The sequence below is a fragment of the Pantoea sp. X-Soil-MYKO-1785 genome (genome assembly GCF_059730675.1).
Map to the genome: position 1 here is coordinate 55,713 of NZ_AP036002.1, position 25,052 is coordinate 80,764.

Annotated in this window: 21 protein-coding genes and 2 pseudogenes; 12 read left to right on the forward strand and 11 right to left on the reverse strand. The window is 54.4% G+C overall.

Going from position 1 to position 25,052, the window contains the following annotated elements; all coding sequences use genetic code 11:
- The first annotated feature begins 162 nt into the window (after positions 1–162).
- Positions 163–867, forward strand: coding sequence for an IS6-like element IS26 family transposase (locus AC6I8D_RS23465; RefSeq protein ID WP_001067848.1), 705 nt, complete (start codon positions 163–165; stop codon positions 865–867).
- Positions 868–920: 53 nt separating this feature from the next.
- Here AC6I8D_RS23465 and AC6I8D_RS23470 read toward each other — a convergent pair.
- Positions 921–1,232 (reverse strand): annotated as a pseudogene (locus AC6I8D_RS23470) (recombinase family protein); the annotation flags it as partial.
- A gap of 159 nt (positions 1,233–1,391) precedes the next feature.
- Here AC6I8D_RS23470 and AC6I8D_RS23475 point away from each other — a divergent pair.
- Both AC6I8D_RS23475 and AC6I8D_RS23480 read left to right on the forward strand, forming a co-directional pair.
- Positions 1,392–4,376: a Tn3 family transposase gene (locus AC6I8D_RS23475; protein ID WP_497821083.1), complete on the forward strand. Its 2,985-nt coding sequence runs from the start codon at positions 1,392–1,394 to the stop codon at positions 4,374–4,376.
- A 6-nt stretch (positions 4,377–4,382) separates the two neighbouring features.
- Positions 4,383–5,417 (forward strand): annotated as a pseudogene (locus tag AC6I8D_RS23480) (nucleoside recognition domain-containing protein); the annotation flags it as partial.
- Positions 5,418–5,755: 338 nt separating this feature from the next.
- On the opposite strand, the gene AC6I8D_RS23485 reads toward AC6I8D_RS23480, so the two are convergent.
- The 5 genes from AC6I8D_RS23485 to AC6I8D_RS23505 all read right to left on the reverse strand — a co-directional run bounded on the left by AC6I8D_RS23485 (position 5,756) and on the right by AC6I8D_RS23505 (position 11,864).
- Positions 5,756–6,778 carry a tyrosine-type recombinase/integrase gene (locus tag AC6I8D_RS23485; protein WP_497821084.1) on the reverse strand — a complete coding sequence of 341 codons (1,023 nt, stop codon included), beginning with the start codon at positions 6,776–6,778 and terminating at the stop codon, positions 5,756–5,758.
- A 682-nt stretch (positions 6,779–7,460) separates the two neighbouring features.
- Positions 7,461–8,753, reverse strand: a complete 1,293-nt coding sequence (locus AC6I8D_RS23490; RefSeq protein WP_497821085.1) for a CitMHS family transporter — start codon at positions 8,751–8,753, stop codon at positions 7,461–7,463.
- Between the two features lie 299 nt (positions 8,754–9,052).
- Positions 9,053–10,198, reverse strand: coding sequence for an L-dopachrome tautomerase-related protein (locus tag AC6I8D_RS23495; RefSeq protein ID WP_312056689.1), 1,146 nt, complete (start codon positions 10,196–10,198; stop codon positions 9,053–9,055).
- A complete protein-coding gene (locus tag AC6I8D_RS23500; protein WP_312056690.1) occupies positions 10,195–10,887 on the reverse strand; it encodes an RraA family protein in 693 nt (230 codons plus the stop codon). The genes AC6I8D_RS23495 and AC6I8D_RS23500 overlap by 4 nt, the downstream gene beginning before the upstream one ends.
- Positions 10,884–11,864, reverse strand: coding sequence for a hydroxyacid dehydrogenase (locus AC6I8D_RS23505; protein WP_312759956.1), 981 nt, complete (start codon positions 11,862–11,864; stop codon positions 10,884–10,886). Before AC6I8D_RS23505 ends, AC6I8D_RS23500 begins: the two co-directional genes overlap by 4 nt.
- Positions 11,865–11,958: 94 nt before the next feature.
- Here AC6I8D_RS23505 and AC6I8D_RS23510 point away from each other — a divergent pair, with 94 nt between their 5' ends.
- The 6 genes from AC6I8D_RS23510 (at position 11,959) to AC6I8D_RS23535 (ending at position 17,507) form a co-directional block, all read left to right on the forward strand.
- Positions 11,959–12,846: a LysR family transcriptional regulator gene (locus tag AC6I8D_RS23510; RefSeq protein WP_312056692.1), complete on the forward strand. Its 888-nt coding sequence runs from the start codon at positions 11,959–11,961 to the stop codon at positions 12,844–12,846.
- A 117-nt stretch (positions 12,847–12,963) separates the two neighbouring features.
- Positions 12,964–13,374 carry a DoxX family protein gene (locus tag AC6I8D_RS23515; protein ID WP_312056693.1) on the forward strand — a complete coding sequence of 137 codons (411 nt, stop codon included), beginning with the start codon at positions 12,964–12,966 and terminating at the stop codon, positions 13,372–13,374.
- A 39-nt stretch (positions 13,375–13,413) separates the two neighbouring features.
- Positions 13,414–14,085, forward strand: a complete 672-nt coding sequence (locus AC6I8D_RS23520) for a sugar dehydrogenase complex small subunit (protein WP_497821086.1) — start codon at positions 13,414–13,416, stop codon at positions 14,083–14,085.
- Positions 14,072–15,664 (forward strand): GMC family oxidoreductase, encoded by a 1,593-nt coding sequence (locus tag AC6I8D_RS23525; RefSeq protein ID WP_312056695.1) that lies wholly within the window; start codon positions 14,072–14,074, stop codon positions 15,662–15,664. The genes AC6I8D_RS23520 and AC6I8D_RS23525 overlap by 14 nt, the downstream gene beginning before the upstream one ends.
- A complete protein-coding gene (locus AC6I8D_RS23530) occupies positions 15,664–17,028 on the forward strand; it encodes a c-type cytochrome (protein WP_497821087.1) in 1,365 nt (454 codons plus the stop codon). The genes AC6I8D_RS23525 and AC6I8D_RS23530 overlap by 1 nt, the downstream gene beginning before the upstream one ends.
- An 11-nt stretch (positions 17,029–17,039) precedes the next feature.
- Complete coding sequence (locus tag AC6I8D_RS23535) at positions 17,040–17,507, forward strand: GlcG/HbpS family heme-binding protein (protein WP_312056697.1); 468 nt, start codon at positions 17,040–17,042, stop codon at positions 17,505–17,507.
- 89 nt (positions 17,508–17,596) lie between these two features.
- Here the strand turns inward: AC6I8D_RS23535 and AC6I8D_RS23540 are convergent, their stop codons facing one another.
- The gene (locus tag AC6I8D_RS23540) at positions 17,597–18,013 is read right to left on the reverse strand and encodes a MarR family winged helix-turn-helix transcriptional regulator (RefSeq protein ID WP_312056698.1); all 417 of its coding nucleotides are present in this window, start codon (positions 18,011–18,013) and stop codon (positions 17,597–17,599) included.
- 191 nt (positions 18,014–18,204) lie between these two features.
- Here AC6I8D_RS23540 and AC6I8D_RS23545 point away from each other — a divergent pair, with 191 nt between their 5' ends.
- From AC6I8D_RS23545 to AC6I8D_RS23555, 3 genes are read left to right on the forward strand one after another with little or no spacing between them, the layout of a single operon-like run.
- A complete protein-coding gene (locus AC6I8D_RS23545) occupies positions 18,205–18,810 on the forward strand; it encodes a non-oxidative hydroxyarylic acid decarboxylases subunit B (protein WP_312056699.1) in 606 nt (201 codons plus the stop codon).
- 2 nt (positions 18,811–18,812) lie between these two features.
- On the forward strand, positions 18,813–20,237 hold the full coding sequence (locus AC6I8D_RS23550; RefSeq protein ID WP_312056700.1) for a non-oxidative hydroxyarylic acid decarboxylases subunit C: 1,425 nt from the start codon (positions 18,813–18,815) through the stop codon (positions 20,235–20,237).
- A 13-nt stretch (positions 20,238–20,250) separates the two neighbouring features.
- Entirely contained in the window at positions 20,251–20,481 is a 231-nt protein-coding gene (locus AC6I8D_RS23555; RefSeq protein ID WP_312759943.1) for a non-oxidative hydroxyarylic acid decarboxylases subunit D, read from the forward strand.
- Between the two features lie 171 nt (positions 20,482–20,652).
- On the opposite strand, the gene AC6I8D_RS23560 is transcribed toward AC6I8D_RS23555, so the two are convergent.
- The 4 genes from AC6I8D_RS23560 to frlA all read right to left on the reverse strand — a co-directional run bounded on the left by AC6I8D_RS23560 (position 20,653) and on the right by frlA (position 24,753).
- Complete coding sequence (locus AC6I8D_RS23560) at positions 20,653–21,384, reverse strand: GntR family transcriptional regulator (RefSeq protein WP_312056703.1); 732 nt, start codon at positions 21,382–21,384, stop codon at positions 20,653–20,655.
- Positions 21,385–21,483: 99 nt separating this feature from the next.
- Positions 21,484–22,269, reverse strand: coding sequence for a fructoselysine 6-kinase (gene frlD, locus AC6I8D_RS23565; protein ID WP_497821153.1), 786 nt, complete (start codon positions 22,267–22,269; stop codon positions 21,484–21,486).
- Between the two features lie 99 nt (positions 22,270–22,368).
- The gene (gene frlB / locus AC6I8D_RS23570; protein WP_497821088.1) at positions 22,369–23,391 is read right to left on the reverse strand and encodes a fructoselysine 6-phosphate deglycase; all 1,023 of its coding nucleotides are present in this window, start codon (positions 23,389–23,391) and stop codon (positions 22,369–22,371) included.
- Between the two features lie 21 nt (positions 23,392–23,412).
- The gene (frlA, locus tag AC6I8D_RS23575) at positions 23,413–24,753 is read right to left on the reverse strand and encodes a fructoselysine/psicoselysine transporter FrlA (protein WP_497821089.1); all 1,341 of its coding nucleotides are present in this window, start codon (positions 24,751–24,753) and stop codon (positions 23,413–23,415) included.
- Between the last annotated feature and the right edge of the window lie 299 nt (positions 24,754–25,052).

The following is a 25,052-nucleotide window of genomic DNA, read 5'->3' on the forward strand; positions in this document are numbered from 1 at the left end:
AGCAATAAAAAACCATCTTTTAAGATGGTTTTTTATTGCTTTTAGAATTTTTATTTAACAATTAAAAACCGAGCAATCGCAATCCGTAACTGTTTTAAGGGCACTGTTGCAAATAGTCGGTGGTGATAAACTTATCATCCCCTTTTGCTGATGGAGCTGCACATGAACCCATTCAAAGGCCGGCATTTTCAGCGTGACATCATTCTGTGGGCCGTACGCTGGTACTGCAAATACGGCATCAGTTACCGTGAGCTGCAGGAGATGCTGGCTGAACGCGGAGTGAATGTCGATCACTCCACGATTTACCGCTGGGTTCAGCGTTATGCGCCTGAAATGGAAAAACGGCTGCGCTGGTACTGGCGTAACCCTTCCGATCTTTGCCCGTGGCACATGGATGAAACCTACGTGAAGGTCAATGGCCGCTGGGCGTATCTGTACCGGGCCGTCGACAGCCGGGGCCGCACTGTCGATTTTTATCTCTCCTCCCGTCGTAACAGCAAAGCTGCATACCGGTTTCTGGGTAAAATCCTCAACAACGTGAAGAAGTGGCAGATCCCGCGATTCATCAACACGGATAAAGCGCCCGCCTATGGTCGCGCGCTTGCTCTGCTCAAACGCGAAGGCCGGTGCCCGTCTGACGTTGAACACCGACAGATTAAGTACCGGAACAACGTGATTGAATGCGATCATGGCAAACTGAAACGGATAATCGACGCCACGCTGGGATTTAAATCCATGAAGACGGCTTACGCCACCATCAAAGGTATTGAGGTGATGCGTGCACTACGCAAAGGCCAGGCCTCAGCATTTTATTATGGTGATCCCCTGGGCGAAATGCGCCTGGTAAGCAGAGTTTTTGAAATGTAAGGCCTTTGAATAAGACAAAAGGCTGCCTCATCGCTAACTTTGCAACAGTGCCAATCCACGCCTCCAAGCGCCAGACAATGGACTCGGATATCGGAAGTTGCCAGCTGCTCTACTGTTTTTCGGATATCCATCGCATTACGACCAAGGCGATCAAGTTTGGTGACGATCAATACATCACCATTTTCCATGCGGTCAAGCAGGCGGAGAAACCCTGGTCGCTCACATCCAGCAACCGAACCACTTATATGTTCTTCTACGAATCGCTGGGGTCTGACATCAAAACCCGCAGCCTGAATTTCCCGTCGCTGATTCTCAGTGGTCTGTTCCAGAGTGGATACCCGGCAATAAGCAAAAACACGTGACATAGGAAACTTTCCGTACGAAATGGATGTCCGAATTATATAGCCTGTACGAAATATATTTCACTTACTTTCGGACATATTTACATAATGGTGTCCGAAACCGACCGGTTTCGGTCATAGCGAACAAATAACAGATGAAAACTATACGCGAGGGAAGCATTTATGCCACGGCGACAGATACTGAGCAGTGAAGAGCAGGAACGCTTACTGGTTATACCAGATGATGAAATTATTCTGACCCGAATGTGTTTTCTGAACGAACCGGATATTGCGCTCATTAATAAGCACCGACGGCCAGCGAATCGCCTGGGCTTTGCTGTATTACTCTGTTATCTGCGTGGACCCGGATTTATTCCGGACAAAAGCAGTGCTCCTCACAATGGCGTTGTAACCAGGGTTGCTTCCCGACTGAAACTTCAGCCTGATTTATGGCCGGAATATGCATCCAGAGAGCAAACCCGCTGGGAACATCTGACCGAACTTTATCGCTACCTGGAAATATCCCCGTTCAGCCGGTCAATGCAAAAAGACTGTATCCGTCATCTGCACCCCGATGCCATGCGAACTGACAAAGGATTTATGCTGGCGGAAGAAATGCTCAGCTGGCTACATAACAATAATGTTATTTTCCCTTCTGTTGAAGTGATCGAACGGACGCTTGCCGAAGTCGTCACGCTCGCTAACAGATCGGTATTTTCGACACTTACCGCGCAACTGGAAAAGCAGCATAAATCAGCACTCGACAGCCTGCTCATATCAGAGGGTGAACAACCTTCCCGTCTGGCATGGCTGCTACAGCCTCCGGGTAAAATAAACGGTAAAAATGTGCTGCAACATATCGACCGGCTTAATTCCATCGCTGCGCTGGGGTTGCCTGATGGTATTGCGCTTTCCGTTCACCAGAACAGGTTGCTTAAACTGGCGCGTGAGGGCCGGAAAATGAGCAGCAGGGACCTGGCAAAATTCACCGATGTCAGACGTTACGCTACGCTGGTTTGTATAATAATAGAGGCCAGGGCCACTCTGACTGACGAAGTGATTGATCTGCACGAGCGTATCTTGGGTAGTCTGTTCAGCAGGGCAAAACGCACGCAGGCCGAACGGCTCCAGCAAACGGGAAAGCTTATTCAGAGCAAGCTGAAGCAGTACGTTACCGTCGGGCAGGCGTTACTTAACGCCAGAGAATCCGGGGAAGATCCCTGGACTGCAATAGAAGATGTCCTTCCCTGGCAGGAATTCATCAACAGCGTGGAAGAAACGCGGTTTCTGTCCCGTAAGGGCAATTTCGACCCGCTTCACCTGATCACCGAAAAATACAGTACGCTGCGTAAATACGCCCCGCGTATGCTGTCAGCATTGCAGTTCATGGCGACACCTGCGGCGCAGACGCTCAGCGATGCGCTGGACACCATCAGGGAAATGTACCGTAAACAACTTCGTAAAGTGCCGCTATCGGCGCCAACAGGATTTATCCCTGAAAGCTGGCGAAAACTGGTACTCACGCCTTCAGGAATCGACCGCAAGTACTACGAGTTTTGCGTAATGAATGAACTCAAGGGGGCGCTACGTTCCGGTGATATCTGGGTAAAAGGATCGCGCCGCTACAGAAATTTTGATGATTATCTCATCCCGACTGCTGAGTTTGAGAAATCCCGCCACAATGACCAGTTACAGTTGGCCGTTCAGACCGATTGCCAGGCATATCTTCAGGCCCGTATGACGCTTCTTGCATCGCGTCTGGAAGAAGTTAACGCGATGGCGCTTGCCGGTGATTTGCCCGATGTTGATATTTCAGATAAAGGAGTAAAAATCACTCCGCTGGAGAACAGCGTCCCTTCGGGTGTTTCGCCCTTTGCCGATTTGGTTTATGGCATGCTTCCTCATCCGAAAATTACAGAGATACTGGAAGAAGTGGACAGCTGGACGGGGTTTACGCGTCACTTCGCGCACCTCAAAAATAATTACGTCAGACCAAAAGACGGAAGACTGTTGCTGACCACCATTCTGGCCGACGGCATCAATCTGGGGCTGACAAAAATGGCGGAGTCCTGCCCGGGGGCAACAAAATCGTCACTCGAAGGTATTCAGGCATGGTACATCAGAGATGAAACTTATTCAGCGGCACTGGCCGAGCTGGTCAACGCTCAGAAAGCGCGGCCTCTGGCCGCATTCTGGGGCGACGGGACAACATCATCGTCAGACGGGCAGAACTTTCGGGTAGGCAGTCACGGACGTTATGCCGGTCAGGTCAATCTTAAATATGGTCAGGAGCCGGGCGTGCAGATTTATACGCATATCTCAGACCAATACAGCCCGTTCTATGCCAAAGTGATCAGCCGGGTGCGCGACTCAACCCACGTGCTTGATGGCCTGCTGTACCATGAAAGCGATCTGGAAATTACCGAGCATTACACCGATACCGCAGGCTTCACTGAACATGTTTTCGCCCTGATGCACCTGCTGGGATTCGCTTTTGCGCCGAGGATCCGGGATCTTCATGACAAGCGGCTGTTTATTCATGGAAAGGCCGAACGCTATCCGGGGCTTCAGTCCGTCATATCAACAACCAGCCTGAATATCAAAGACATTGAGGCACACTGGGATGAGGTATTGCGCCTGGCAACCTCGATTAAGCAGGGGACAGTCACCGCATCGCTGATGATGAAAAAGTTAGCCAGTTACCCAAAACAGAATGGACTTGCCAAAGCGCTGAGAGAGATTGGCCGCATTGAGCGGACACTATTTATGCTGGACTGGTTCCGTGATCCCGGTCTGCGCCGACGCGTACAGGCGGGGCTGAATAAGGGTGAGGCCCGTAATGCCCTTGCGCGAGCGGTCTTTATGCACCGTCTGGGTGAAATAAGGGATCGTGGGCTGGAGAATCAGAGTTACCGCGCCAGCGGGCTGACGTTACTGACAGCGGCGATCACGTTGTGGAACACGGTATATATAGAAAGAGCTATTGAGTCACTAAAACGAAAAGGTATCCCGATAAATGAGCAACTGGTATCTCATCTTTCTCCCCTGGGCTGGGAACATATCAATCTGAGTGGAGATTACGTCTGGCGTAATAATTTTAAGCTGGGATCCGGAAAATACCGCTCATTACGCACAGTCGACACCACATTGTACAAAAAACAGTCTTAGCGTGGGATAATTTCCGTTTTCCAAGCGGACCCCTTCTTCAGTTCCCATGGCTCCAGCCTGGTCTTTTCACTCTATCTGCTGGGTATTGTGGTGGCGATCGTAACCGGCTTAATACTCAAGCACACCTTACTGGGTGGCGAAGCCTCACCGTTTATCATGGAGCTGCCGGTTTATCACCGACCGCATCTCAAAAGCCTGCTGATCCAGACCTGGCAGCGTCTGAAAATGTTTGTGGTGCGGGCCGGTCGGGTGATTATCCTGGTCAGTATGTTAATCGGCGTGCTGACCAGCTTTTCGTTTAACGGACAGCCGGTCGACGACATCAATCACTCTGCGCTGGCCACCACCAGTAAGCAGATCACACCGGTTTTGCTGCCTATCGGCGTGATGCCGGATAACTGGCAGGCAACGGTCGGATTAGTGAGCGGCATCATGGCGAAAGAAGTGGTGGTGGGTACGCTAAACAGCCTTTATACCAGCGAAGCCGTACAGAGTGGCACGTTTGACCCGCAGGCGTTCAGTCTGATTGATGAACTGAAGGATTCGCTGACCGAGACCTGGGCTGGCCTGACAGCCGCGTTCAGTATCGATGCGCTGGCTCACCCTATCGATGCCAGCAAAGGGGATGGCGAAATGGCGGCCGGCCAGATGAGCGTGATGTCGGCCAAATTTGGCAACGGCATTGCCGCCTACAGCTACCTGATTTTTGTCCTGCTGTACGTTCCCTGCGTATCGGTGATGGGCGCGATCTCACGCGAAGCGGGCCGTAACTGGATGCTGTTTTCCTTCTTCTGGGGACTCAATATCGCCTATACCACCGCCACGCTGTTTTATCAGAGCGTGACGTTTGCCGAACATCCCACCTTCAGCGCCAGCTGCCTGATCGGCGTGATCGCGGTGAATGCGCTGATCCTGCTGGCCATGCGCAAATCGGGCAACCGGATAAAACAGCATCCGCTTACGCTGCCGGTGGTCACCAGCGGCTCGGGCTGCGGTGGCTGCAAAAGCAGTTGTGGTAAACAGGATAGCTTCGCACAGTAACGCTGGCTCCTCCCGCCGGCGGCGCTGTAAAGGCCGCTGGTGGATGTGGATTCAGCCTTCCGAGCCTTCCGCCGGCTTATTAACAATGCGCGCGCGGCAGACCTGATGCAGATCTCATCCGAACTGATTTTCAACGCCTGACAGGCCATTAGCCTGCCGTGACAGGCGGTTATTCCTGCTCATCCGCTGGCACCCGCGGCAGTTGCCTGTAAACAGGCTATCTTGCTGATCTGTCAGGCACATCCGGCCAGTGAGTACCGGCTTACACACAGGCTGTCCACTTTTTCTGTGGATAACTTCTCACGGCAAAATGAGAACGGCTCATCCGTTAGCGGCGGTCAGTCAGTGTGCTGTTCCATAAAATCGACCATCGCGCCTTTATGGGCATCAACATTACGGATATAGCGCATCAGGGTTTCCGGTTTTTTCCAGGTGCCTTCCTGCATAATCTGGGCGATAGAGTAACCTTTGGCTGCCATATCCTGCGCAGCGCCGACACGGGCACTGTGTCCACTCCAGCCGGTGTAGCGTTTTTTATTGGCGTTTACGGGACCGTTATTTGCGGCGGCGGACCAGGCGCGGGAGAAAATCTGTTCCAGCGCTCGGGTACTCATCGGCGTCCCGCTGGTGATCACCCGACCCGAGCGGTGCAGCGCGCTAAACAGATAAGCATCAGGCTGGCTGGCCAGTCCCGCCGCATCAATCCATGCCTCAAGCCGTTGTGTTGAGCGGGAACTCAGCGCCTTAACCAGACCACCGGTCTGAACAACGGTTTTGGTCCAGCCGACGTCGAGGATCACTCTGCCGTCTGCGGCGTGCGTGACATCCCGCACCCGTAGCCGTGCCAGCTCACTGATGCGCAGTAAGGTTGAATATGCCACGTGTAAAAAGGCTAAATCACGCAGCGCCTGCAAATGGTCCGAACTGCACCATTGTTTGTCCAGCGCCAGCAGATCGCTCAGTCTGAACGGCACGGCTTGTCCGGCTCGCTCGCCTTTCATCACCGCAACCCGATTTATCTTCTTCATGGCACGAAAAACCAGCGGAGAGTGGTTAGGGGCAGGCAGCCCGGCGTTACGGTGTAACATCGAGATCAGCGCGGCGTGCGACGTCACGGTCGAAGATGCCCTTCCGCTTTCTGATAAAAACGAGAGGTAATCCCGCAGATCTTCGGCGGTCATAGGCAGAAAACTGCGTTGATTATCCTCTGCCCACCGGCTACAGATGCGCATTACGCTTAGCAACTGTCGCCAGGTACTAGGCGAAAAGGCCTCTTTATCCTGAACGAACTGTTTAAGCTGTTCCGTGATATCCGCATGCTGTGGAATAGTCAGATTCGCCAGCTGGCTTAACTTTGTCATCGTAGCTCTTTTATTGACTGTTTTTTCCGGTGAACGCGCTACGCCAATTCTGAGATTCAGGCAGGGGGATAACCGGCCAGAATTCGCGTAGCGTTGTCATTTTTCGGCCGTGATTTGCGCCGCGCTGGCCTGTTCTGCCATCACTTCTCAGATCTGGCTTCGTATAAGTACAATTATACGAAGTCAGTATAAAAATGAACAGCAATCATTCATTCATGCGGCGAGAACCAAAAAGGTGAGGGCTGCTGATGCCCGCTGGTAGCCCGTTCAGGTGATTTTATGGTGACGTCTTACCTGAGTTTACTTTGCCACTGGAGGCCCATTAATTTCAGACGATGATACCGATAATCTTTCAGGCGCTGGCCAGCCGTTTTATTTTTTCATCCGTAACCGACGCGTTAATTATCAACACATGATTTTTTCTAAAAAAGTGGCGCATCCGGTCAGATTAAAATGACTTTAACAGCCCTGGAAATCTGCATATTGAAGTTGTGTATTACACCACAACCTGGAACGCGCAGCTTCAGCAGCGTATTAAGCCGATCAACAAGGCAATTCGGCCAGACTATCTGATGAACGATATTATCTTCATTCCGGAAATAATTATCTCTGAAGTCATTGAGGCTTATCAGCCAGACCGTGAAGGTAATATTTACAACGATCACCCTGTTATTTTTTAATATTAAACACTCTGGTACAAAGGAAAGGCACCCAGCAGCAGGCAGGTTAAAAAGAATACGACACTGGTAATAAATGACCAGCGCAAGGTGAATCGCTGTGTTTGCGCGTAATCCAGTTTCAGCATGCCCACCAGCAGATAGGTCGACGCCACCAGCGGGCTTAATATATGTACCGGCTGCCCTACCAGCGCAGCACGAGCCATCTCTACCGGCGCAATGCCATAATGACTGGCAGCCTGGACCAGAACCGGCAACATACCAAAATAAAAAACATCATTTGAAACCAGCCAGGTCACCGGAACGCTGATTAATGCGGTAATCACCGCTAAATAAGGACCTGCTGCGGCTGGAATAACATTTACAATCGCCTGCGCCAGCGCATCTGCCATCCCTGTTTCTGAAAAAATTCCGGTAAATACTGCCGCGGCAAAAATTAAGCTGGCGACAGACAGAATCGCCGGTGCATGCCGGCCAAGCTGCTCCTGTTGCTGATCGAGACGTGGAAAATTAACCAGAAACATTATTGCGGTGGCCAGCATAAACAGATAGGCCATTGGCACCCAATCCAGCACCAGCAGTGTAATCAGTGCAATGGTTAATACCCAGTTTGTCCAGAAGCGCCAGCTTGCACAGGCTTTCGCTTCGAACACCAGCGGGGGTTTTTCTGTGGAATCGCCGTTCCAGGCTATGCGTTTACGTTCATGCCGTCCCAGTATAAGCGCCATGACAAAAGTCCAGATGACGCACGCCAGCAGGGGCAGCATTAAGGGAACAAACAGCGTGCTGATCTCTGCATGTACCGCCGTTGCAGCCCGTGCCGTTGGGCCTCCCCAGGGAAACATATTGCCCAGGCCGGTACACTGTAATAGCAAACACGCTGCTTTTAATTTTGATAACCCAACGCGTTCATAGATTGGCAGAAACGCGGAAAGCACAATCATATATACAGTTGCGCCATCACCGTCCAGCGCGACGATAAAACCCAGCAGCACCGTCCCGAAAAATATTTTTACCGGGTCGCCGTCTACTGCTGAAACAATTTTCTTAATGATCGGATCAAACATGCCGGCGTCCGTTACGCTCATAAAATAGAGCATAGCGAAAATCAGCATGACGCCGGTTGGCGCAACGGTGCGCAATCCTTTAATTACCATATCGCCCGTCTCTAAACCGTTCCCTGCTAATAATGCAAACAGAGTGGGCACCATTATTAATGCCGTCAGGGCAGAGAGTTTTTTGGTCATTAACAGAGCAATAAACACGGTTATCATGAGCAGACTGATAATCAGTAACATATTTTATCCTGTTGCAGGGAGACCGCCCGTCCGTCAGCGACAAACAGAAAACGTATCGGATGTTAATTCATTCAATGCGATATGCACTAACATTATTATTAATGAGCCAGCCATTATCAGAAAAAAAGACAGCCATTAACAATCAATAAAAATATTATTCATGTGCGCTGACTCATATTTTTTGAAAATTTAAAATCACGCAGGGTGATGGTGATAAAAGGCGATACTTACGCCTGCGAACTGTTAATGATTTTCTGGCTAATGCCCGTTTATCTGGCCCGAATAAACGGGCCGTTGAATTATTGATGATCGCGCGGCGATGGCGCGACAGGCAGACTCAGACGATAGAGCTTAACCGGGTACTCAACCACAGAAGGCTTACCGCCGGTGGTTGCCGGCGTCCGGTTAATCTGTGCCGATGGCATCCAGAGCTGTCCCTCAGATATCCACATCGCATCGATCCAGACCAGCCGGGGATCCTGAATCACGGTGCTCACCTCCCCCTGCGGAGTGATACGTTTCACGGCGCGCGTGTTGATATCCGATGCATAGAGATTGCCGTCAGCATCAATAGCGGTGCCACCGGTGCTCCAGGTTTCAACAAACTTCTGCGTATGCCGGGCAACCTCGTCAGCCGTTAACGTCGCATCATTAAGATAGCGGGTTTCTATTCGCGCCATCGGGCCGGGGATAGCCTGATAATAGAGCCATTTGCCGTCGGGAGAGACTTCAAGCTGATCCAGGCCTACCCGCTTTTCCCGCCCGTCGCGTAAGAATAGTTTTTTCCCATCGGCATAGATTGGCTGATGATCGATAGAGAGCGGGTGATTATCCAGCACGCGCCAGCTTTGGCCATTTTTCAGGTTAAGCACTACCAGCCCGACCGCGCCGGGATCGGTAATATAGGCGAAATCACCATTGAAACGGACATCATCCAGATAGCTGGCGGGCTTGAGTGTGGGTGCCTTAAAGATATAGGTCGCCACAACTTTGCGCGTCTGAATATTGATACGCACCAGTTTAGCACCGCCTTCCACCGCTTTGTCGCCGGTCCCGATCCCTGTATTGCCGGCATCCATGACCCAAAGATCGCCATCAGGGCCAAATCGCAGTGCATTAACATGTAAAAAGTGATGCGACGGATCCTTGCTGTCCCATTGATTCCACGCCTGGTCTGGCCAGGCTTCCAGTTGCCCGTTTTTGACTTCAGCCAGTTGCAAACCGGTGCCTTCTGACTGGGTCAGTGAAGCAAAAATGCGCCCATCCGCGCTGACCGTGACGCCATTCCAGACGCGCGGTGAGGTTTCAACCTGCTGTAAACGACTGTCCTGCTGAACCGGCAGCTGAACCGGCAGCTGATCCTGAGCCGCGACGTAGGGAGCTGTTATCATTGTCGTCAGCAGGGTAAGCATGCTGAATGAGCGGGTATGTTTTTTATTGATCACAGCGGGCACCCCTTAGCACGTAAAATGGCGTTAAAACGTTCCGGATCGGCGGTGCCCTGGCGGTTATTTTCGCGAATGCGCGCTTCGCGTTGCTCATGCTCACGTACCCGCGGCAGTAAAGACGCGAGCTGCTGCTGCGGAATCGCAATTACGCCATCCGCATCGGCAACAATTAAATCGCCTGGTGCCACCACCAGCCCCGCGCACTGTATGGTGACGTTGATTTCGCCAGGGCCTTCCTTCGAAGGCCCGCGCAGCGTATTTCCCCGCGCCCAGAGAGCGACGCCGCCTTCTGCCCATTCGTTGATATCCCGAATCGCGCCATCAATGACAAAACCCGCGATACCTTTCGCCAGCGCGGAGGTGCGCATCAGGCCACCAATCAATGCCTGGGTGAGATCGCCCGATCCATCTATCACCAGAACATCCCCCGGCTGGGCCATCTCTATCGCTTTGTGGATCATCAGGTTATCGCCGGGACGGACCTTGACCGTCAGCGCCGGGCCGCAGAGTACCTGCTGCGGGTCATTATGATAAGCCTGTAATCCGGATGCGCCGCAGCTGCGTCCCATGCAGTCACCAATATTCGGCACCGGTAAACGGCGAAAGGCATCGATGGTTTCAGCATCGGGCAGGGATCCACGTTGTCCAATAAAATAGCCAGCAGGCCAGCGGTTATCGGTTGTCATGAGCGTTCCTTAAGGACAGTTCGGTTAACACAGGTCACTGGATTTACCGCATGACCTTCCAGAAAATCGAGACACTGACGCGCTGCCATCCGCGCTACAGCGTCCAGCGCTTCAGGCGTCGAGCCGCCAATGTGCGGCGTCAGCAGCAGATTATTCAGCGAGCGAAAAGGATGATCGGCGGGGAGAGGCTCCGAGGCGACGGTATCCAGCCCGGCGGCGAACAGCTGACCGTCACGCAGGGCCGCATCCAGCGCGGCTTCATCGACCAGCTCACCGCGCGCGGTGTTGATGATCAATGCGCCAGCCGGTAACAGCGCCAGGGTGCGGCTGTTCAGCATCTGACGTGTTGCCGCATTGACCGGGCAGTGCAGGCTGATGACGTGGCTTTGGGTCAGCAGGCTGTCCAGTGAGCTGACCTGTTCGCCAGGCAGCATGGTCTGAGGTTCTTCAACCGCCGGATCGTAAAAGCAGACGCGCATCCCGATTGCGCCTGCAATACGTGCGACCCGCTGGCCAATTTCACCGAAGCCCACCAGACCCAGCGTCTTACCGCTGAGTTCAATCCCGCCGCCGTTGCGGGTCCAGCGGCCCGCCTCAATTTCCTGTTGATACCAGCTTATGCGGCGTGCCGCGTTCAGCATTAAGCCGACAGTCAGCTCAGCGACCGACTGCGCATTGGTACCGGGCGTGGTCAACACCGGGATGTTGTGTTCGGTAGCCGCGTCAATATCAATGTTGGTTACGCCAACGCCATGTTTACAAATCACTTTCAGGGTCGGGCAGGCGGTGATGGCACGCCGGGAAAGGGCAACGGTGCGGGAAATAACCGCATCAAACGGGATGCGCGCCATGATTTTTTCAACCTCGGCAGCCTCCTGGCTGTCACGCAGGTAATGTACTTCGCATCCTGCCTCGGCCAGTGCGTGTTGTCCTCCAGCCCCTAAGGTCGGGGCGGTCATCAGGATTCTCCAGCTCATGTGTTACTCCAGTGTTAATTTTCATTTAGCCTGGCAGGTTGAATTGATAAATAATATTCTCTGTTCTTTATGATTCGATTCCTGCGAGGAATGAATGGAGCTCAAAGATCTGCGTTACCTGGCGGTAGTGCGTGAAACGGCCCATCTTGGCAAAGCGGCGCAAGCCCTTGGTATCACCCAGCCGGCGCTGACAAAGTGCATTCAGCGGATGGAAAAATCGTGCTCAACGCGGCTGATTCTGAAGGTGGGGCGCGGGATACAATTGACGGAAGCTGGGTTGCTACTTTGTGAACGCGCTCAAAAAGTGCTGCACCTGATGCAGGTGACGCAGCAGGATTTAAATGCCCTCGGCGCGGGAACCGCCGGCGTGATCCGCCTCGGCGTTGCGGCTACCGCAGCCGAGTTTATGCTGCCGCATTTAACCCGCGAATTACTGCAGCAGGCGCCTACCGTGGTGCTTGAAGTGCAGGTTGGACTGAACGATCTGCTGCAGTCACGGCTGCGGGAAAACAAACTGGATTTAATTCTGGGATTTTTACCGGATAAGAGCGATGAATTCATCACCCGCCCGTTGATGGAAGATCCTGTGGTGGTGGCTGCCAGCTGCTTTCATCCGCTGGCGGGTCTGCACCCGACCCCTGAACAGCTGGACCGCTTTCAGTGGTTATTACCCGCGCCGCAGGTTGCGACCCGGCAGTGGCTTGAACAACGTCTGCTGAGCGGCGGATATGCCGCGCCAAGGGTGCAGATGGAGAGTAATACCCTGTCGCCGCTTCGCCAGGTACTGGCGCAGACTCAGCTGCTGAGTTTTGTTTCTCGCCGTCTGTTGCAGGAGGAGATGTCCCAGCCGTCGCTGGTTGAAATTACCCTGCCGCTGGTGATTATGCCGCGGACTTTTGGCTGGCAATACCGGTCACTGAGCGAACTGACTCCGGCCGCGCGATTGCTGGTTGAGCTGGCTGAAAAACGCTGGCAGTGGTGAAGCAGACTTAAACGCAATGCCGATGCGGTGAAATGAATCACCGCACAAAAAGTCAAAAATATTTTATTGTTTGAGGCCTATTTTAAAATAACAACGCTTACCTCAAGCTAATAAAAAATGAAAAATTATAAAATGTTTATCTGGGCGTTATCGCGCCTGCTCGCTGTCGCACTCTTTTTCACCTCTGGCATCGATAAAATAATTCATTACGATGAGAACGTAATGTTAATGCATCAAAACGGCGTATCTGATTATTTTCTTCCGTGGGTGATTTTGCTGGAAGTCGCAGGCAGCATCGCCATAACAATCGGATTTTTAACCCGTTTTGTCTGTATCTTTATGGTTTCTTTTTCACTGCTTTCCGCATTCCTTTTTTACCCCGGTTATTCGCACGCCCATCTGATGGTGTGGTTGAAAAATATATCCTGCTGTGCCGGATTCCTGATGCTAATAATTCACGGTGCCGGCCCCTGGAGCCTCGATACATGGCTGAACCAGCGGATTCAAAATAAAAAATACGCCGTTTAATCCGCTTTCTTTGTTACCCAACCTACACCTGGAGGAAAAATGAACAGGCGTACATTCCTGCGCATGATGATTTCATCAAGCGTGATTATCAGTGTGCCCGCCATTATGCCTGCTGCGCTGGCTGGGTCCGGCAGTGAAGAGACATTACTCTTTGTCAGCCAGACCTTAACCGGTCGACAGGGGCTTGATCCGGCCATCAGTCAGCGTCTTTATCGGTTGTTATCCGGCCAGGCGCGCGATTTCGACCAGCAGCTTGCGCGGCTGGCTGAACGCTTACGCCGCTATATCCACCTGCCAGCGGAAGAGCGTCTCGCGCAGCTTACCGAAGCGGAGGTCACAACCGCGCTGGCCATCATCACGCCGTGGTATCTGGGCTATACCGGAGACCCTGCCACGACCCGCGCTACTGACGATGCACAGTTTGTTTCGTTCCTCTCGGCATTGATGTATGAGCCGACGGCCGGTGTTACGCCTCGCCCCTCCTATTCACAGCGCGGACCTGATTACTGGCAGGCAGTGCCAGAGGGCGTAACTGCACCCCCGATGCCGGAAAATATCACCGCCTGGGGCAGCGATTCTCCGCGTGCAGCTGGCGTTATCACCGAGCCGCAGCCTGAATGGCTGGCAATGGTGGAAGGGCGAGCCAGAACCCATGCTGAGGCGAGGCGTCTGCTGAATCGCGCAGAGGATCTAAATCATGACGCAGTATGATGCCGACGTAGTGATTATTGGCTCTGGCGCACTGGGCGCCAACGCAGCCTGTCAACTGGCCAAAGCCGGCAAGTCGGTGATCATGCTGGAGGCGGGGCCTTACATTCCACGCTGGAAAGTGGTTGAAAATTACCGCAACAGCGCCAGCAAGCGTAACTGGTGCGCGCCTTATCCGAATTTACCCTGGGCGCCCAACAGTTATACCGATGGCTACATTGAGGCGCACGGCGATGCAGATTTTCAGTATGTCACCAGCTTTCTGAAAGTGGCTGGCGGCAGTACCCGCCACTGGGCATCGGCCTGCTGGCGGCTGTTGCCGAATGATTTCAAACTAAAAAGCGTTTATGGCGTTGGCCGCGACTGGCCGATAGATTATGACGATCTCGAACCCTGGTATCTGCTCGCCGAGCGTGAGATTGGCGTAGTGGGCAGCGCTGATGAGGATCAAAGCGGTCAGAGCCGGGCGGCATGGCCGCCGCGTTCCGCGCCTTATCCTCTGCCGCCGGAAGCCAAACCCTACATGGTGCAGCGGATGCAGGCAAAGCTGGGCCCGCTCGGTTATCAGGTGATCCATGAACCCCATGCGCGGATTTCACAGCCTTACGATGGTCGTCCAGCCTGTGCCGGCAACAATAACTGCGAACCGGTTTGTCCTATTGGCGCCATGTATTCCGGCGATATGCATGTGGATAAAGCGGTGGCGCTGGGCGTTGATCTGCGCACTGAATCGGTGGCGTGGCAGCTGGAAAAGGGTGCAGATAATCAGATCGTTGCGGTGCACTATCGCAAACCTGACGGACGTAATGTGCGACTCAGCGCGAAAAAATTCATCGTGGCTGCCCATGGCCTGGAAACAGCAAAATTGCTGTTGATGTCGGAGGTGGCGAACAGTTCCGATCAGGTTGGCCGCAACCTGATGGATCACACCGGCTTAAGCATGACGTTTCTGGCAGATGAACCGCTCTGGACAGGGCGCGGCTCGGTTCAGCACGGCACTATTGCCACCCGCCGCGATGAGCCGAGCCGGGCGCAACACTCTGCCATTCGCTACTCGCTGCGCAATCTGGTGCCGAATATTGACGTGACACCGTCACTGCTGAAGCAAGGCCTGATGGGACCTGAACTTGATGCGGCGATTCGCGATCGCGCCTCACGCATTATGAACATCAGCACCATGAGCGAAACTCTGCCCAGCCCCACCAATCGCGTGATTCCGCACCCGAGTCGGCGTGATGCTATCGGATTACCCATGCTGCAGGTGAACTATCAGCTGGACAGCTATGTTCGCGGCATGCGCCCGCAGGCTTACCGGGATTTCGCTAATTTTCTGATGGCTTTTAATGGCGAGATAGTGGAAGCACCCACAGGATGGCGTAATCAGTATCACATCATGGGCACCACGATTATGGGCGACAACCCGCGCGACTCGGTGGTCGATGCACACTGCCGCAGTTGGGATCATCCTAATCTGTTTCTTGCCACCACCGGGGTAATGCCAACGTCTGCCACGGTGAATCCGACGCTGACCGGCATCGCGCTGGCGCTCCGGCTGGCTGACACCCTGGTTCGGGAGTTGTGATGATGCGAATGATACTGTTTTTGCTGTTGCTGCTTCCGGTGCTGGTGCGGGCAACACCTGATGAGGCGACGCTTAAGCGGGGTGAATATCTGGCGATTGCTGGCGACTGCTCGGCCTGTCACCGGAATCCCGATAATGGCCACCCGTTTTCAGGCGGTTACCGCATCTCATCACCTCTGGGCGATATCATCGCCACCAATATTTCCCCCTCACGGCTGAATGGCATCGGCGGTTACTCGCAGAGCGACTTTCGGCGCGTGATGCGGGAAGGCCGGCGGCCGGATGGCAGTTATCTCTATCCGGCAATGCCTTACACCGCCTTCGCATCGATGACCGATGCGGATATCGACGCGCTCTATGACTACTTCATCTACCGCGTTCCGGCTGAAGATCACCGCGTGCCTGAGACACAACTGCCGTTTCCGTTCTCTGTCAGATCGATGATGGCCGTCTGGAATGGGCTGTTTTTGTCTCAGGAAGCGTTGCCCGCCGGAACTGCGGATCGAATCAGCGAAACGCGCGGTGAATATCTGGTGAAAACGCTGGGGCACTGCGGCAGCTGCCATTCGCCGCGCAACCTGATGATGGCAGAGGACAACGGGCGTTTTTTGGGTGGAGGCGAAGTCGGCAGCTGGAATGCCCCCGATCTGACCCAGGCTCATCTGTATGACTGGTCAGAACAGGAACTGGCCACCTATCTCAAAACCGGTTCGCTGCCGGGCAAAGCCATTGCGGCGGGTGAAATGGGCACTGCCGTTGAGAATTCTTTCTCACGCCTTACCGATAACGACCGTCACTCCATCGCCCGCTATCTGTTAACGCTGGGAGAAGCGCCGGCAAAACCTCAGGTGCTCGCCGCGCCGGACAAACTTAACGTGGCGGCGGTGGAAGCCGGGCCGGCGGCGACGCTCGATGACGCGATATCAGGTAATCATCTGAGTGGCGCGCAGCTCTACAATGCCGCCTGCGCCAGCTGTCATGGGGCAAACGGCGAAGGCACTCACGATAATCCGCAATCCTTCCCGCGACTCACCGGCAGCGCTGCGGTGATTGCCGCCGATCCGGCCAATCTGATTATGACCGTTGCTGAAGGGGTCAACCGGACCACTGAAGCCGGGCACGCTTTTATGCCTGCCTTCGCCCATCAGATGAGCCGTGGCGAGCTGACACGCCTGCTGGATTACGTTTCAACCCGATTTGGTAAGCCCGATCACGCTGTCACCGACGGGCAGGTAGAAAAGGTGTTGCTACAGCCGAAAAACAATCCCTGGCTGCAGCGCGCGCCGTGGATCGTTCTGGGTCTGCTGGTACTGCTGATCGGCCTGCTGGCAAGGCATTATCACGCCAAAAAAATGAACCGGTAAAAGGAGAAACAATGAAAAAATCACTTTGTACCTCGCTCTGCATGCTCGCCACGCTCTGGACAGCGACAGCTGATGCTACCCTGACCCAGACCATCCTCAGCGCTGAAGATGCACAGCACATGATTGCCCGGGCTGAAAAGCAGGCGCAGACCCTCAATGCGCAGGTTTGCATCGCGGTGCTGGATCAGTCCGGTCAATTGCTGGCATTTAAGCGGATGGATAATGCGCCTGTCGGCTGTATCGACTCTTCAATTCAGAAAGGACGTGCCGCCGCGCTTTATCGCACCTCAACCGATCGCTATATGGCGCGTGCCAATGGCGCTGAACCCGCCATCGCCACGCTGCCCGGAATGGTGCCACTGGGCGGCGGATCGGTGGTGACCGTCAATAATCAGGTCACCGGCGCGGTTGGCGTCAGCGGCTCAGCCAACCCGAATGAAATTGCCATTGCCAAAGCGGCCAGTGAGGCGCTGAAATGATTGGCCGGGTCACCGGCCGCTGTAAGCTGTCAGGAGGTGGATCGACGCCGCCTGATGGCGGCCGTGATAATGTCTTTCCGCAGTAATACTCACTGTTCAGCCAGCAACGATTGCAGCAGCGTGATTAACTGCTGCTGCTGTCCGCTGTTAAGCCGGGAAAGAAAAGTGGCGTCGACGGCTGCGGCAAGGGGACGCGCCTGCTCCAGCACCGCACGACCTTGCGCCGTCAGCGTAATCAGCCGTCGACGCTTATCTGTTTCGCCTGGCGTGCGGATCAACAGCGCTTTTTTCTCCATGCGCACCAGCAGCTCAGCCAGCGTCGCCTTGGTCATCAGGGCCTCATCCATCAGCTCGAGCTGCTCAATTCCGGGTTTATCCGCGACCGCGCACAGCACTGAAAACTGCTGCTTCGTGAGTTCCGGCAACGACCTTTGCCACCGGGCAGTATGTTCCTGAAGCAGCTGACGCATCAGGTGAAAAGGGATATTGCCGAGTTGATTTTTCATAGTTAAGCGAACCGCTTGCGCGCCGTAAAACGCCAGAATACCCTATTCGGTCCGACACCTGAACGTTTGACAGGCCTCCACGCTGAAACATTCGTATACGAACTTTTTGGCCACATAAGGTTGCCGACTCTCATCCCGGGGGCTAGTGTAAATACAAAGTTCGTGTACGAACGTATTTCCGGAGGGATTTGATGCGACTCATCATCGGCATGACCGGCGCGACCGGTGCACCACTTTCTATCGCGTTATTGCAGGCGCTGAAGGCAATACCTGAGGTTGAAACACATCTCATTATTTCAAAATGGGCTAAGACCACCATTGAACTGGAAACGGCTTTTAGCCCACGTGATGTCGCCGCACTGGCTGACGTGGTGCATAACCCCGCCGATCAGGCAGCGACCCTCTCTTCGGGGTCGTTTCGTACCGACGGGATGATCGTCATCCCCTGCAGCATGAAAACGCTGGCAGGTATCCGGGCAGGCTATGCGGATGGACTGATTGGCCGCGCAGCCGATGTGGTGCTGAAAGAAGGAAGAAAGCTGGTACTGGTGCCACGCGAAACGCCGCTCAGCACTCTCCATCTGGAAAATATGCTGGCGCTTTCCCGCATGGGCGTCGCGCTGGTGCCGCCGATGCCCGCCTGGTACAACCACCCCACATCGATTGATGACGTGACTAACCACATTGTGGCGCGCGTCCTCGATCAGTTTGGTCTCGATTTTCCGCTGGCGCAGCGCTGGCAGGGATTACATCGGGCCGCTTCACCGCATTGCGATTGCGCTCAACAGGAGGATTGATCATGGCGTTTGACGACTTACGCAGCTTTCTTAAGGCACTTGACGAGCAGGGACAACTGCTGCACATCGACGAAGAGGTCAATGCCGAACCCGATATCGCCGCCGCCGCGAATGCCACCGGCCGCATTGGGGAAGGCGCGCCGGCACTCTCCTTTAACCGGATTAAAGGTTTCAACCACGCACATGTGGTGATGAACACGCTGGGTTCGTGGCAGAACCACGCCATTGCACTCGGCCTGCCACCCGGCACACCGGTGAAACAGCAGGTTGATGCGTTTATCCGCCGCTGGGATAACTTCCCGGTTGCGCCAGAACGACGTGAGAATCCAGCCTGGGCAGAAAACAGCGTAGACAATGATGACATCAACCTGTTCGATATCCTGCCGCTGTTCCGCCTCAACGATGGTGATGGCGGTTTTTATCTTGATAAAGCCTGCGTTGTCTCCCGCGACCCCGACGATCCTGACCACTTTGGCAAGCAAAACGTCGGCATTTACCGCATGGAGGTGAAAGGCAAACGCAAACTCGGCCTGCAACCGGTCCCGATGCACGATATCGCCCTCCATTTGCATAAAGCAGAAGAGCGTGGTGAGGATCTTCCTATCGCCATCACCCTCGGTAATGACCCGATTATTACCCTGATGGGCGCCACACCGCTGAAATATGATCAGTCTGAATATGAGATGGCGGGGGCGCTACGGGAAACGGCCTATCCCATCACCACGGCACCCCTGACCGGCTTTGATGTACCCTGGGGTTCGGAAGTGATTCTGGAAGGGGTGATCGAAGGGCGCAAGCGCGAAATTGAAGGCCCGTTCGGTGAGTTTACCGGTCACTATTCGGGCGGCCGGAATATGACCGTGGTGCGTATCGATAAAGTCTCTTACCGCACCCAACCCATTTTTGAGTCGCTCTATCTCGGCATGCCGTGGACAGAGATCGACTATCTGATTGGCCCGGCCACCTGTGTGCCGCTTTATCAGCAATTAAAAGCCGAGTTCCCTGAAGTGCAGGCAGTGAATGCGATGTATACCCACGGGCTGCTCGCCATCATCTCAACCAAAAAGCGCTACGGCGGCTTTGCGCGGGCGGTGGGTTTACGTGCAATGACCACACCGCACGGTCTGGGCTACGTGAAAATGGTGATTATGGTGGATGAAGATGTGGATCCGTTCGACCTGCCGCAGGTGATGTGGGCGCTGTCATCCAAAGTGAATCCTGCCGGCGATCTGGTGCAGTTGCCGAATATGTCGGTGCTGGAACTTGATCCGGGTTCGAGCCCGGCCGGTATTACCGATAAGTTGATTATCGATGCCACCACCCCGGTTGCGCCCGATACCCGCGGCCACTACAGCCAGCCGGTGAAGGATCTGCCAGAAACCGCGCAGTGGGTAGAGAAACTGACCGCCATGCTGGCTAACCGTTGATAAGGAGATGCAAATGATCTGTCCACGCTGTGCCCACGAGCATATTGAAACGATGGCGACGTCACCCGTAAAAGGTATCTGGACCGTTTATCAGTGTCAGCTTTGCCTCTACACGTGGCGGGACACCGAACCGGCACGCCGCACGCAGCGCGAGCACTATCCTGAAGCGTTTCGCATGACGCAGCAAGGTATTGACGCCGCACCTGAAGTGCCCACGGTTCCGCCATTGCTTACAGAACGGTAGCCGAAGCCGGTCAGCTCACCCGGTGCCACCACGCCACCGCCGGGTGAGCGCTATTCATTCCGTCACGCTGCGGGGGTGCTGTTGCCTGCGATCGGAAAGCCAGCGCGATCGCGTGCGGCAGGGATCACGTCAGGGCGGGTTTCAGCATGCTCCCCGCCAATACGCCGATTTTCAGTGACGATGGTTATCAATTGTCAGGCTTACCCGGTTTGCCCGACAGAACAGCTCTGAATAGTGCACCGGTTTGTCGTTCTGGTCGTAAGCGATTTTACTGATGCGAAACAGCGGTTCGCCCAGCTCGCACTGCAGCCTGAGCGCTTCGGCTTTGGTGGCGGTAAATATGTCGATGGTTTTTTTGTCGCTGACCACGCGACTGTCATATTTTTGCTGGAAAAGTTTATAGGTTGACGCACCAACGTGATACACCCGGTCAAAATCGGGATACCGCGAGAGCGGGATCCACGAACAGTCGATAAACAGCGGCTCGTTATCAAGATACATCACCCGCAGCAGGCGAAACATCTCGCCATTACCGGCAATATTCAGCCGTTCGCAGAAGGGATCGCTACTGACACGTTCCTGTTCAATCACCTCTTCACGCGTCGGTTTTCCCTGCGAGACGCCGAAATCGGTGAAGCCACTCACCGTCAGCAGCGCGTTCTCAACCTTCTTACGCTGCACAAAGGTGCCTTTTCCCTGCCAGCGGATCAATACGCCATCGTTAACCAGCTCGGTTATCGCCTTACGAATGGTAATGCGGCTGACGTTATACAAGCTGCATAAGTCGCTTTCGGTCGGGATTTGCTGGCCCGGCTGGTAAACGCCCTGCGCAATATCATCCAGCAGGCGCTGACGTACCGTGGCATAGAGCAATTGATGTGAATATCGCGCCGTCGCTGGCATGAGTCGACCCTGACAGTAGGAAACAGTGGAGGTGATTATAGGAGGCTTTATGGCGGAGTCATAGGGGTTGGCGCGCCCAGCGTCACGCCAACCCCGGGATTACCAGGCGCCATGATAGCGCAGTGTCCGCGCGGCACAGCGCGATCCCTGCCGCATGGCCTGTGCGATCGGCAGGCCGGCAGCAACCGCGCAGAGAAAGCCAGCAATGTAAGAATCACCGGCCCCCATCGTATCCACCACGCTCACCGGTTCAGGTGGCATACGCCAGAACTGCTTACCATCCCAGGCGAGACTGCCATTTTCGCCCAGCGTGGCAATCGCGACGCCCGCGCCGCACTCTACTACGGTTTGCAGTCGGTCACGTAGCCAGGCCGATTCGACATGCGCCGATGCAAACAGGTAGTCAAGATGCGGCGGCAAGCTCTGCCACAACGGGTTTTCCCATTTATCGGCAAAGTCGAAGGAGACGATCCTGCCCGCCGCTTTTAACCCCGGCAGCGCCGACTCCGCGTGCCCCCAGACAGCCGAATGGATCATATCAAAGTCGTTAAGCCAGGCCAGGTCTTCATTATTCAGCGTAAATTCCGCCATGACGCCTTCGGTGTAATCGCCCAGCATGCGGTCGTTGTCACGCAGCTCGACCTGGGTCTGCGCGGTCACGCCCGTTTTAGTGTAAAGATGAAAAATATCAACACCCTGTTGCAGCAGGTCACGCTTCAGCAGCGCGCCATACTCATCGTCACCGACCCAGCTCACGCAGGCAGACTGCATGCCATAACGTCTGCTGTAGACCGCGACATTCACCGCGTTACCGCCGGAAAAGGCTTTGTTAAGTTGCGGATAGATATCCACGCAGTTATCGCCCACCGTCGCTAACCGCATCATCCCGTCAGGCTGCGTTGTTGCACCTGCACCTGCATCATCCTTTTTCATTTCGCTTCTCCTGGTCGCAGCGCCCGGCCTTCATCAGGCCGGGCAAAAGGGTTAATACTCAACCAATCCGCCGTAATAACGGCGATCGTCCGGGTTATGATCTTTATAAATAGAAAGGTAGTAGCAGAGCCACTCCATCGGGACGAACATCAGGAAAGGTGCCAGCCACGGATGCAGTCCCTGAGAAATCTCCGCATAATCAATTACGATCACCTTATCGGTGCGCTCGCGTACGAAGCGGATTGCCCGTTCGGTGGTATGACGACTCTCATCGCTGCCCAGCAAAAACAGGAAAGGCACGCCAGGCTCGACAACCTCCAGCGGCCCGTGACGAAACTCGCCGCTCTCAATCACCGAACCGTGCGTCCAGGTAAATTCCATTAAGGTGACAATGCCCTCTTTATAGCCGAGTGGACGCAGCGGACCGGCCGATACGGTATAGATCATCGGCCACTGACTCGCCTGTTCGCCAAGCTGACGGCCTTTATCTTCCCATGTGCGCACCAGATGCCCCAGCGCCTGCGGCAGCTTACGCAGGTCATTTTTGATTTTGCCGATCTCGGTATGCGGTGAGAGACGGGTAATCATCCCGATCACCACGCTGTAGCAGAGCAGCAGGTGAATCTCCCAGATACAGTCCGCTTCATAGGCCAGGACATGGTCAGCCGCCTGGGTAATCGGGCTGTCGTGATGTTTGGTGAAGGCCGCCGTGAGCGCACCGCAGGCTGCACCCAACTCCAGCGCCTTAATCACCTCCTCGGTTTTACCGTAATCCGAGACGCCAATCACCGCGCAGCGCGCATCGAGGCGATGCGGCGTGTTATCGCAAAATTCCCAGCCGGACAGCGCATAAACCTGCAGGCTGGAGAAACGATCGGCGAGGTGCTTTGCCGTCTGGGCGGCATTGAGCGGTGACCCGCAGGCGACAAAGTAGATGCGATCGATTCCGCGCTGTACCATCTCATCAACCATGGCGTCAACGCGCGGCACATCCCGTTCCAGAATCTTTTCAACTTCCGGTACCATATTTTCAGTTACCAGAAAATCCACACTGCGTTTATCAATATTCAACATGAAACAACTCTCCAGACAGGGTTAAGAAACGTGAGCCAGACGGCGATTGCGCTTTTCCCAGAAGGCGTAAGCGGGCAGACCGGTAGCGATGACAATCAGGGCGCAGATCAGCCCCGGAACGGGTGCCCACACGAAGGTAGACGCCACAAGAATCAGGCTGGAGCCGATAGCGGCGAAGGTCATCAGACCGAAGGCGGGCGTGCGCCACAGCGGTTTGTAATCTTCGCGTTTGCGACACCAGATGATGGAACCGAAGGTGAGGGTGTTCTTAAAGCACATCACCAGCGTGAAGTAGCCGAGCAGGCTGGTGAGATCGGAAACGAAGATAAAGAAAATGCCGAGCGCGCATTGCAAAATGATCGAGACATCCGGCGTGTTGAATCGGGGATGAACGTGAGCAAAGCTTTTGAAAAACAGCTTGTCTTTGGCCATCGCATATTCCAGCCGGGGCTGATACATCACACAGCTGGAGAGCGAGCCGAGGATGACAATAATGGCCGTCACCGCGACAAAAATACCCGCTACGCTACCGAGCGCCGGTATATAGGTGAGGGCATCGGAGAGCGGCGTTTCGGAGGCAGCCAGTTTGTCGAACGGCATCAGACCTGAAATCACCAGCGCTAACAGCGAGTAAAGCACCAGTACCAGCAGGCAGGAGCCAATCAAGGCGCGCGGCATCGTTTTACCCGGGTTTTTGATTTCGCCGGTCATATAACAGATCGACGCCATGCCGGTATAAGACCAGCTGGTGGCTGAAATCCCCGCCAGCAGTGCCATAAAGCCTGCTGTAGCGCTGGTCGTTACCGTACTCTGCGCGACGACAAAGTTGTCACCTTTCAGCCAGAAGATGCCAATGCCGATCACGATGACAAAGGGAATGATTTTGGCAATGGTGATCAGCGTCTGAAAGGTGGCTCCGCCTTCTACCGAACGCAGATGCAGCAGCATAAAAGCCAGAATCAGCCCGGTGGCAACCAGCTTGCCGCTCAGCGGATCGAGCGGGATCAGAAAGCCGAGGTTACTGACAATCGCCAGCGCCATGATCGAGAGTGACGGCGCATCATTCGCCCAGAAACTGGCCCAGCCAGAAAGAAATGCCAGCGGACGACTGCCGGCGTTCTTCAGGTAAATATAATCGGCGCCATTTTCAGGATAGGCGGTAGACAGTTCCGCATAGACACACATCTGGGGAATGACGATAAGCCCGCCAATCACAAATGCCAGCACGGTAAGCCACGGCGTGCCCGCCGCTTTTGCTACTTCACCCACCGAAACGAAGATACCGGAACCGACGGTGGTTCCGACGGAAATTGCCAGCACGGCCCAGAAGCCGAGCTTGCGTTGCAGATCCTGGCTTTCCATATCGTTACCTTTTTTAATTTTCAGGGTTGTAGGGTTACGAGCAGCTCGTCGAAATAACGCCAGCAGAAAGCCGCATGTCCCTGAACGGCGCGGGTCATGAATAAACAGCTGAACAGCCTGGTAACGAGATGACTCATAACCAATATAACAACACATAATGAATCGAGTTGGCGAGGCAGATCACAAATTCATCACAAGTAGTAACGATGTGCGGTGGTTAGCAGTCAGGGTATTGAATTATACGGATATAATATTTGTGACGGGTAACGTCGGGAGAATTCCGGCTGGTTATTACGCAG

Excerpts from the sequence above, each read along its gene's own strand:
- AC6I8D_RS23465 (WP_001067848.1), top strand. The coding sequence starts at position 163 with ATGAACCCATTCAAAGGCCGGCATTTTCAGCGTGACATCATTCTGTGG.
- AC6I8D_RS23475 (WP_497821083.1), top strand. The coding sequence starts at position 1,392 with ATGCCACGGCGACAGATACTGAGCAGTGAAGAGCAGGAACGCTTACTG.
- AC6I8D_RS23485 (WP_497821084.1), bottom strand. The coding sequence starts at position 6,778 with ATGACAAAGTTAAGCCAGCTGGCGAATCTGACTATTCCACAGCATGCG.
- AC6I8D_RS23490 (WP_497821085.1), bottom strand. The coding sequence starts at position 8,753 with ATGTTACTGATTATCAGTCTGCTCATGATAACCGTGTTTATTGCTCTG.
- AC6I8D_RS23500 (WP_312056690.1), bottom strand. The coding sequence starts at position 10,887 with ATGACAACCGATAACCGCTGGCCTGCTGGCTATTTTATTGGACAACGT.
- AC6I8D_RS23505 (WP_312759956.1), bottom strand. The coding sequence starts at position 11,864 with ATGAGCTGGAGAATCCTGATGACCGCCCCGACCTTAGGGGCTGGAGGA.
- AC6I8D_RS23510 (WP_312056692.1), top strand. The coding sequence starts at position 11,959 with ATGGAGCTCAAAGATCTGCGTTACCTGGCGGTAGTGCGTGAAACGGCC.
- AC6I8D_RS23515 (WP_312056693.1), top strand. The coding sequence starts at position 12,964 with ATGAAAAATTATAAAATGTTTATCTGGGCGTTATCGCGCCTGCTCGCT.
- AC6I8D_RS23520 (WP_497821086.1), top strand. The coding sequence starts at position 13,414 with ATGAACAGGCGTACATTCCTGCGCATGATGATTTCATCAAGCGTGATT.
- AC6I8D_RS23525 (WP_312056695.1), top strand. The coding sequence starts at position 14,072 with ATGACGCAGTATGATGCCGACGTAGTGATTATTGGCTCTGGCGCACTG.
- AC6I8D_RS23530 (WP_497821087.1), top strand. The coding sequence starts at position 15,664 with ATGATGCGAATGATACTGTTTTTGCTGTTGCTGCTTCCGGTGCTGGTG.
- AC6I8D_RS23535 (WP_312056697.1), top strand. The coding sequence starts at position 17,040 with ATGAAAAAATCACTTTGTACCTCGCTCTGCATGCTCGCCACGCTCTGG.
- AC6I8D_RS23540 (WP_312056698.1), bottom strand. The coding sequence starts at position 18,013 with ATGAAAAATCAACTCGGCAATATCCCTTTTCACCTGATGCGTCAGCTG.
- AC6I8D_RS23545 (WP_312056699.1), top strand. The coding sequence starts at position 18,205 with ATGCGACTCATCATCGGCATGACCGGCGCGACCGGTGCACCACTTTCT.
- AC6I8D_RS23550 (WP_312056700.1), top strand. The coding sequence starts at position 18,813 with ATGGCGTTTGACGACTTACGCAGCTTTCTTAAGGCACTTGACGAGCAG.
- AC6I8D_RS23555 (WP_312759943.1), top strand. The coding sequence starts at position 20,251 with ATGATCTGTCCACGCTGTGCCCACGAGCATATTGAAACGATGGCGACG.
- AC6I8D_RS23560 (WP_312056703.1), bottom strand. The coding sequence starts at position 21,384 with ATGCCAGCGACGGCGCGATATTCACATCAATTGCTCTATGCCACGGTA.
- frlD (WP_497821153.1), bottom strand. The coding sequence starts at position 22,269 with ATGATGCGGTTAGCGACGGTGGGCGATAACTGCGTGGATATCTATCCG.
- frlB (WP_497821088.1), bottom strand. The coding sequence starts at position 23,391 with ATGTTGAATATTGATAAACGCAGTGTGGATTTTCTGGTAACTGAAAAT.
- frlA (WP_497821089.1), bottom strand. The coding sequence starts at position 24,753 with ATGGAAAGCCAGGATCTGCAACGCAAGCTCGGCTTCTGGGCCGTGCTG.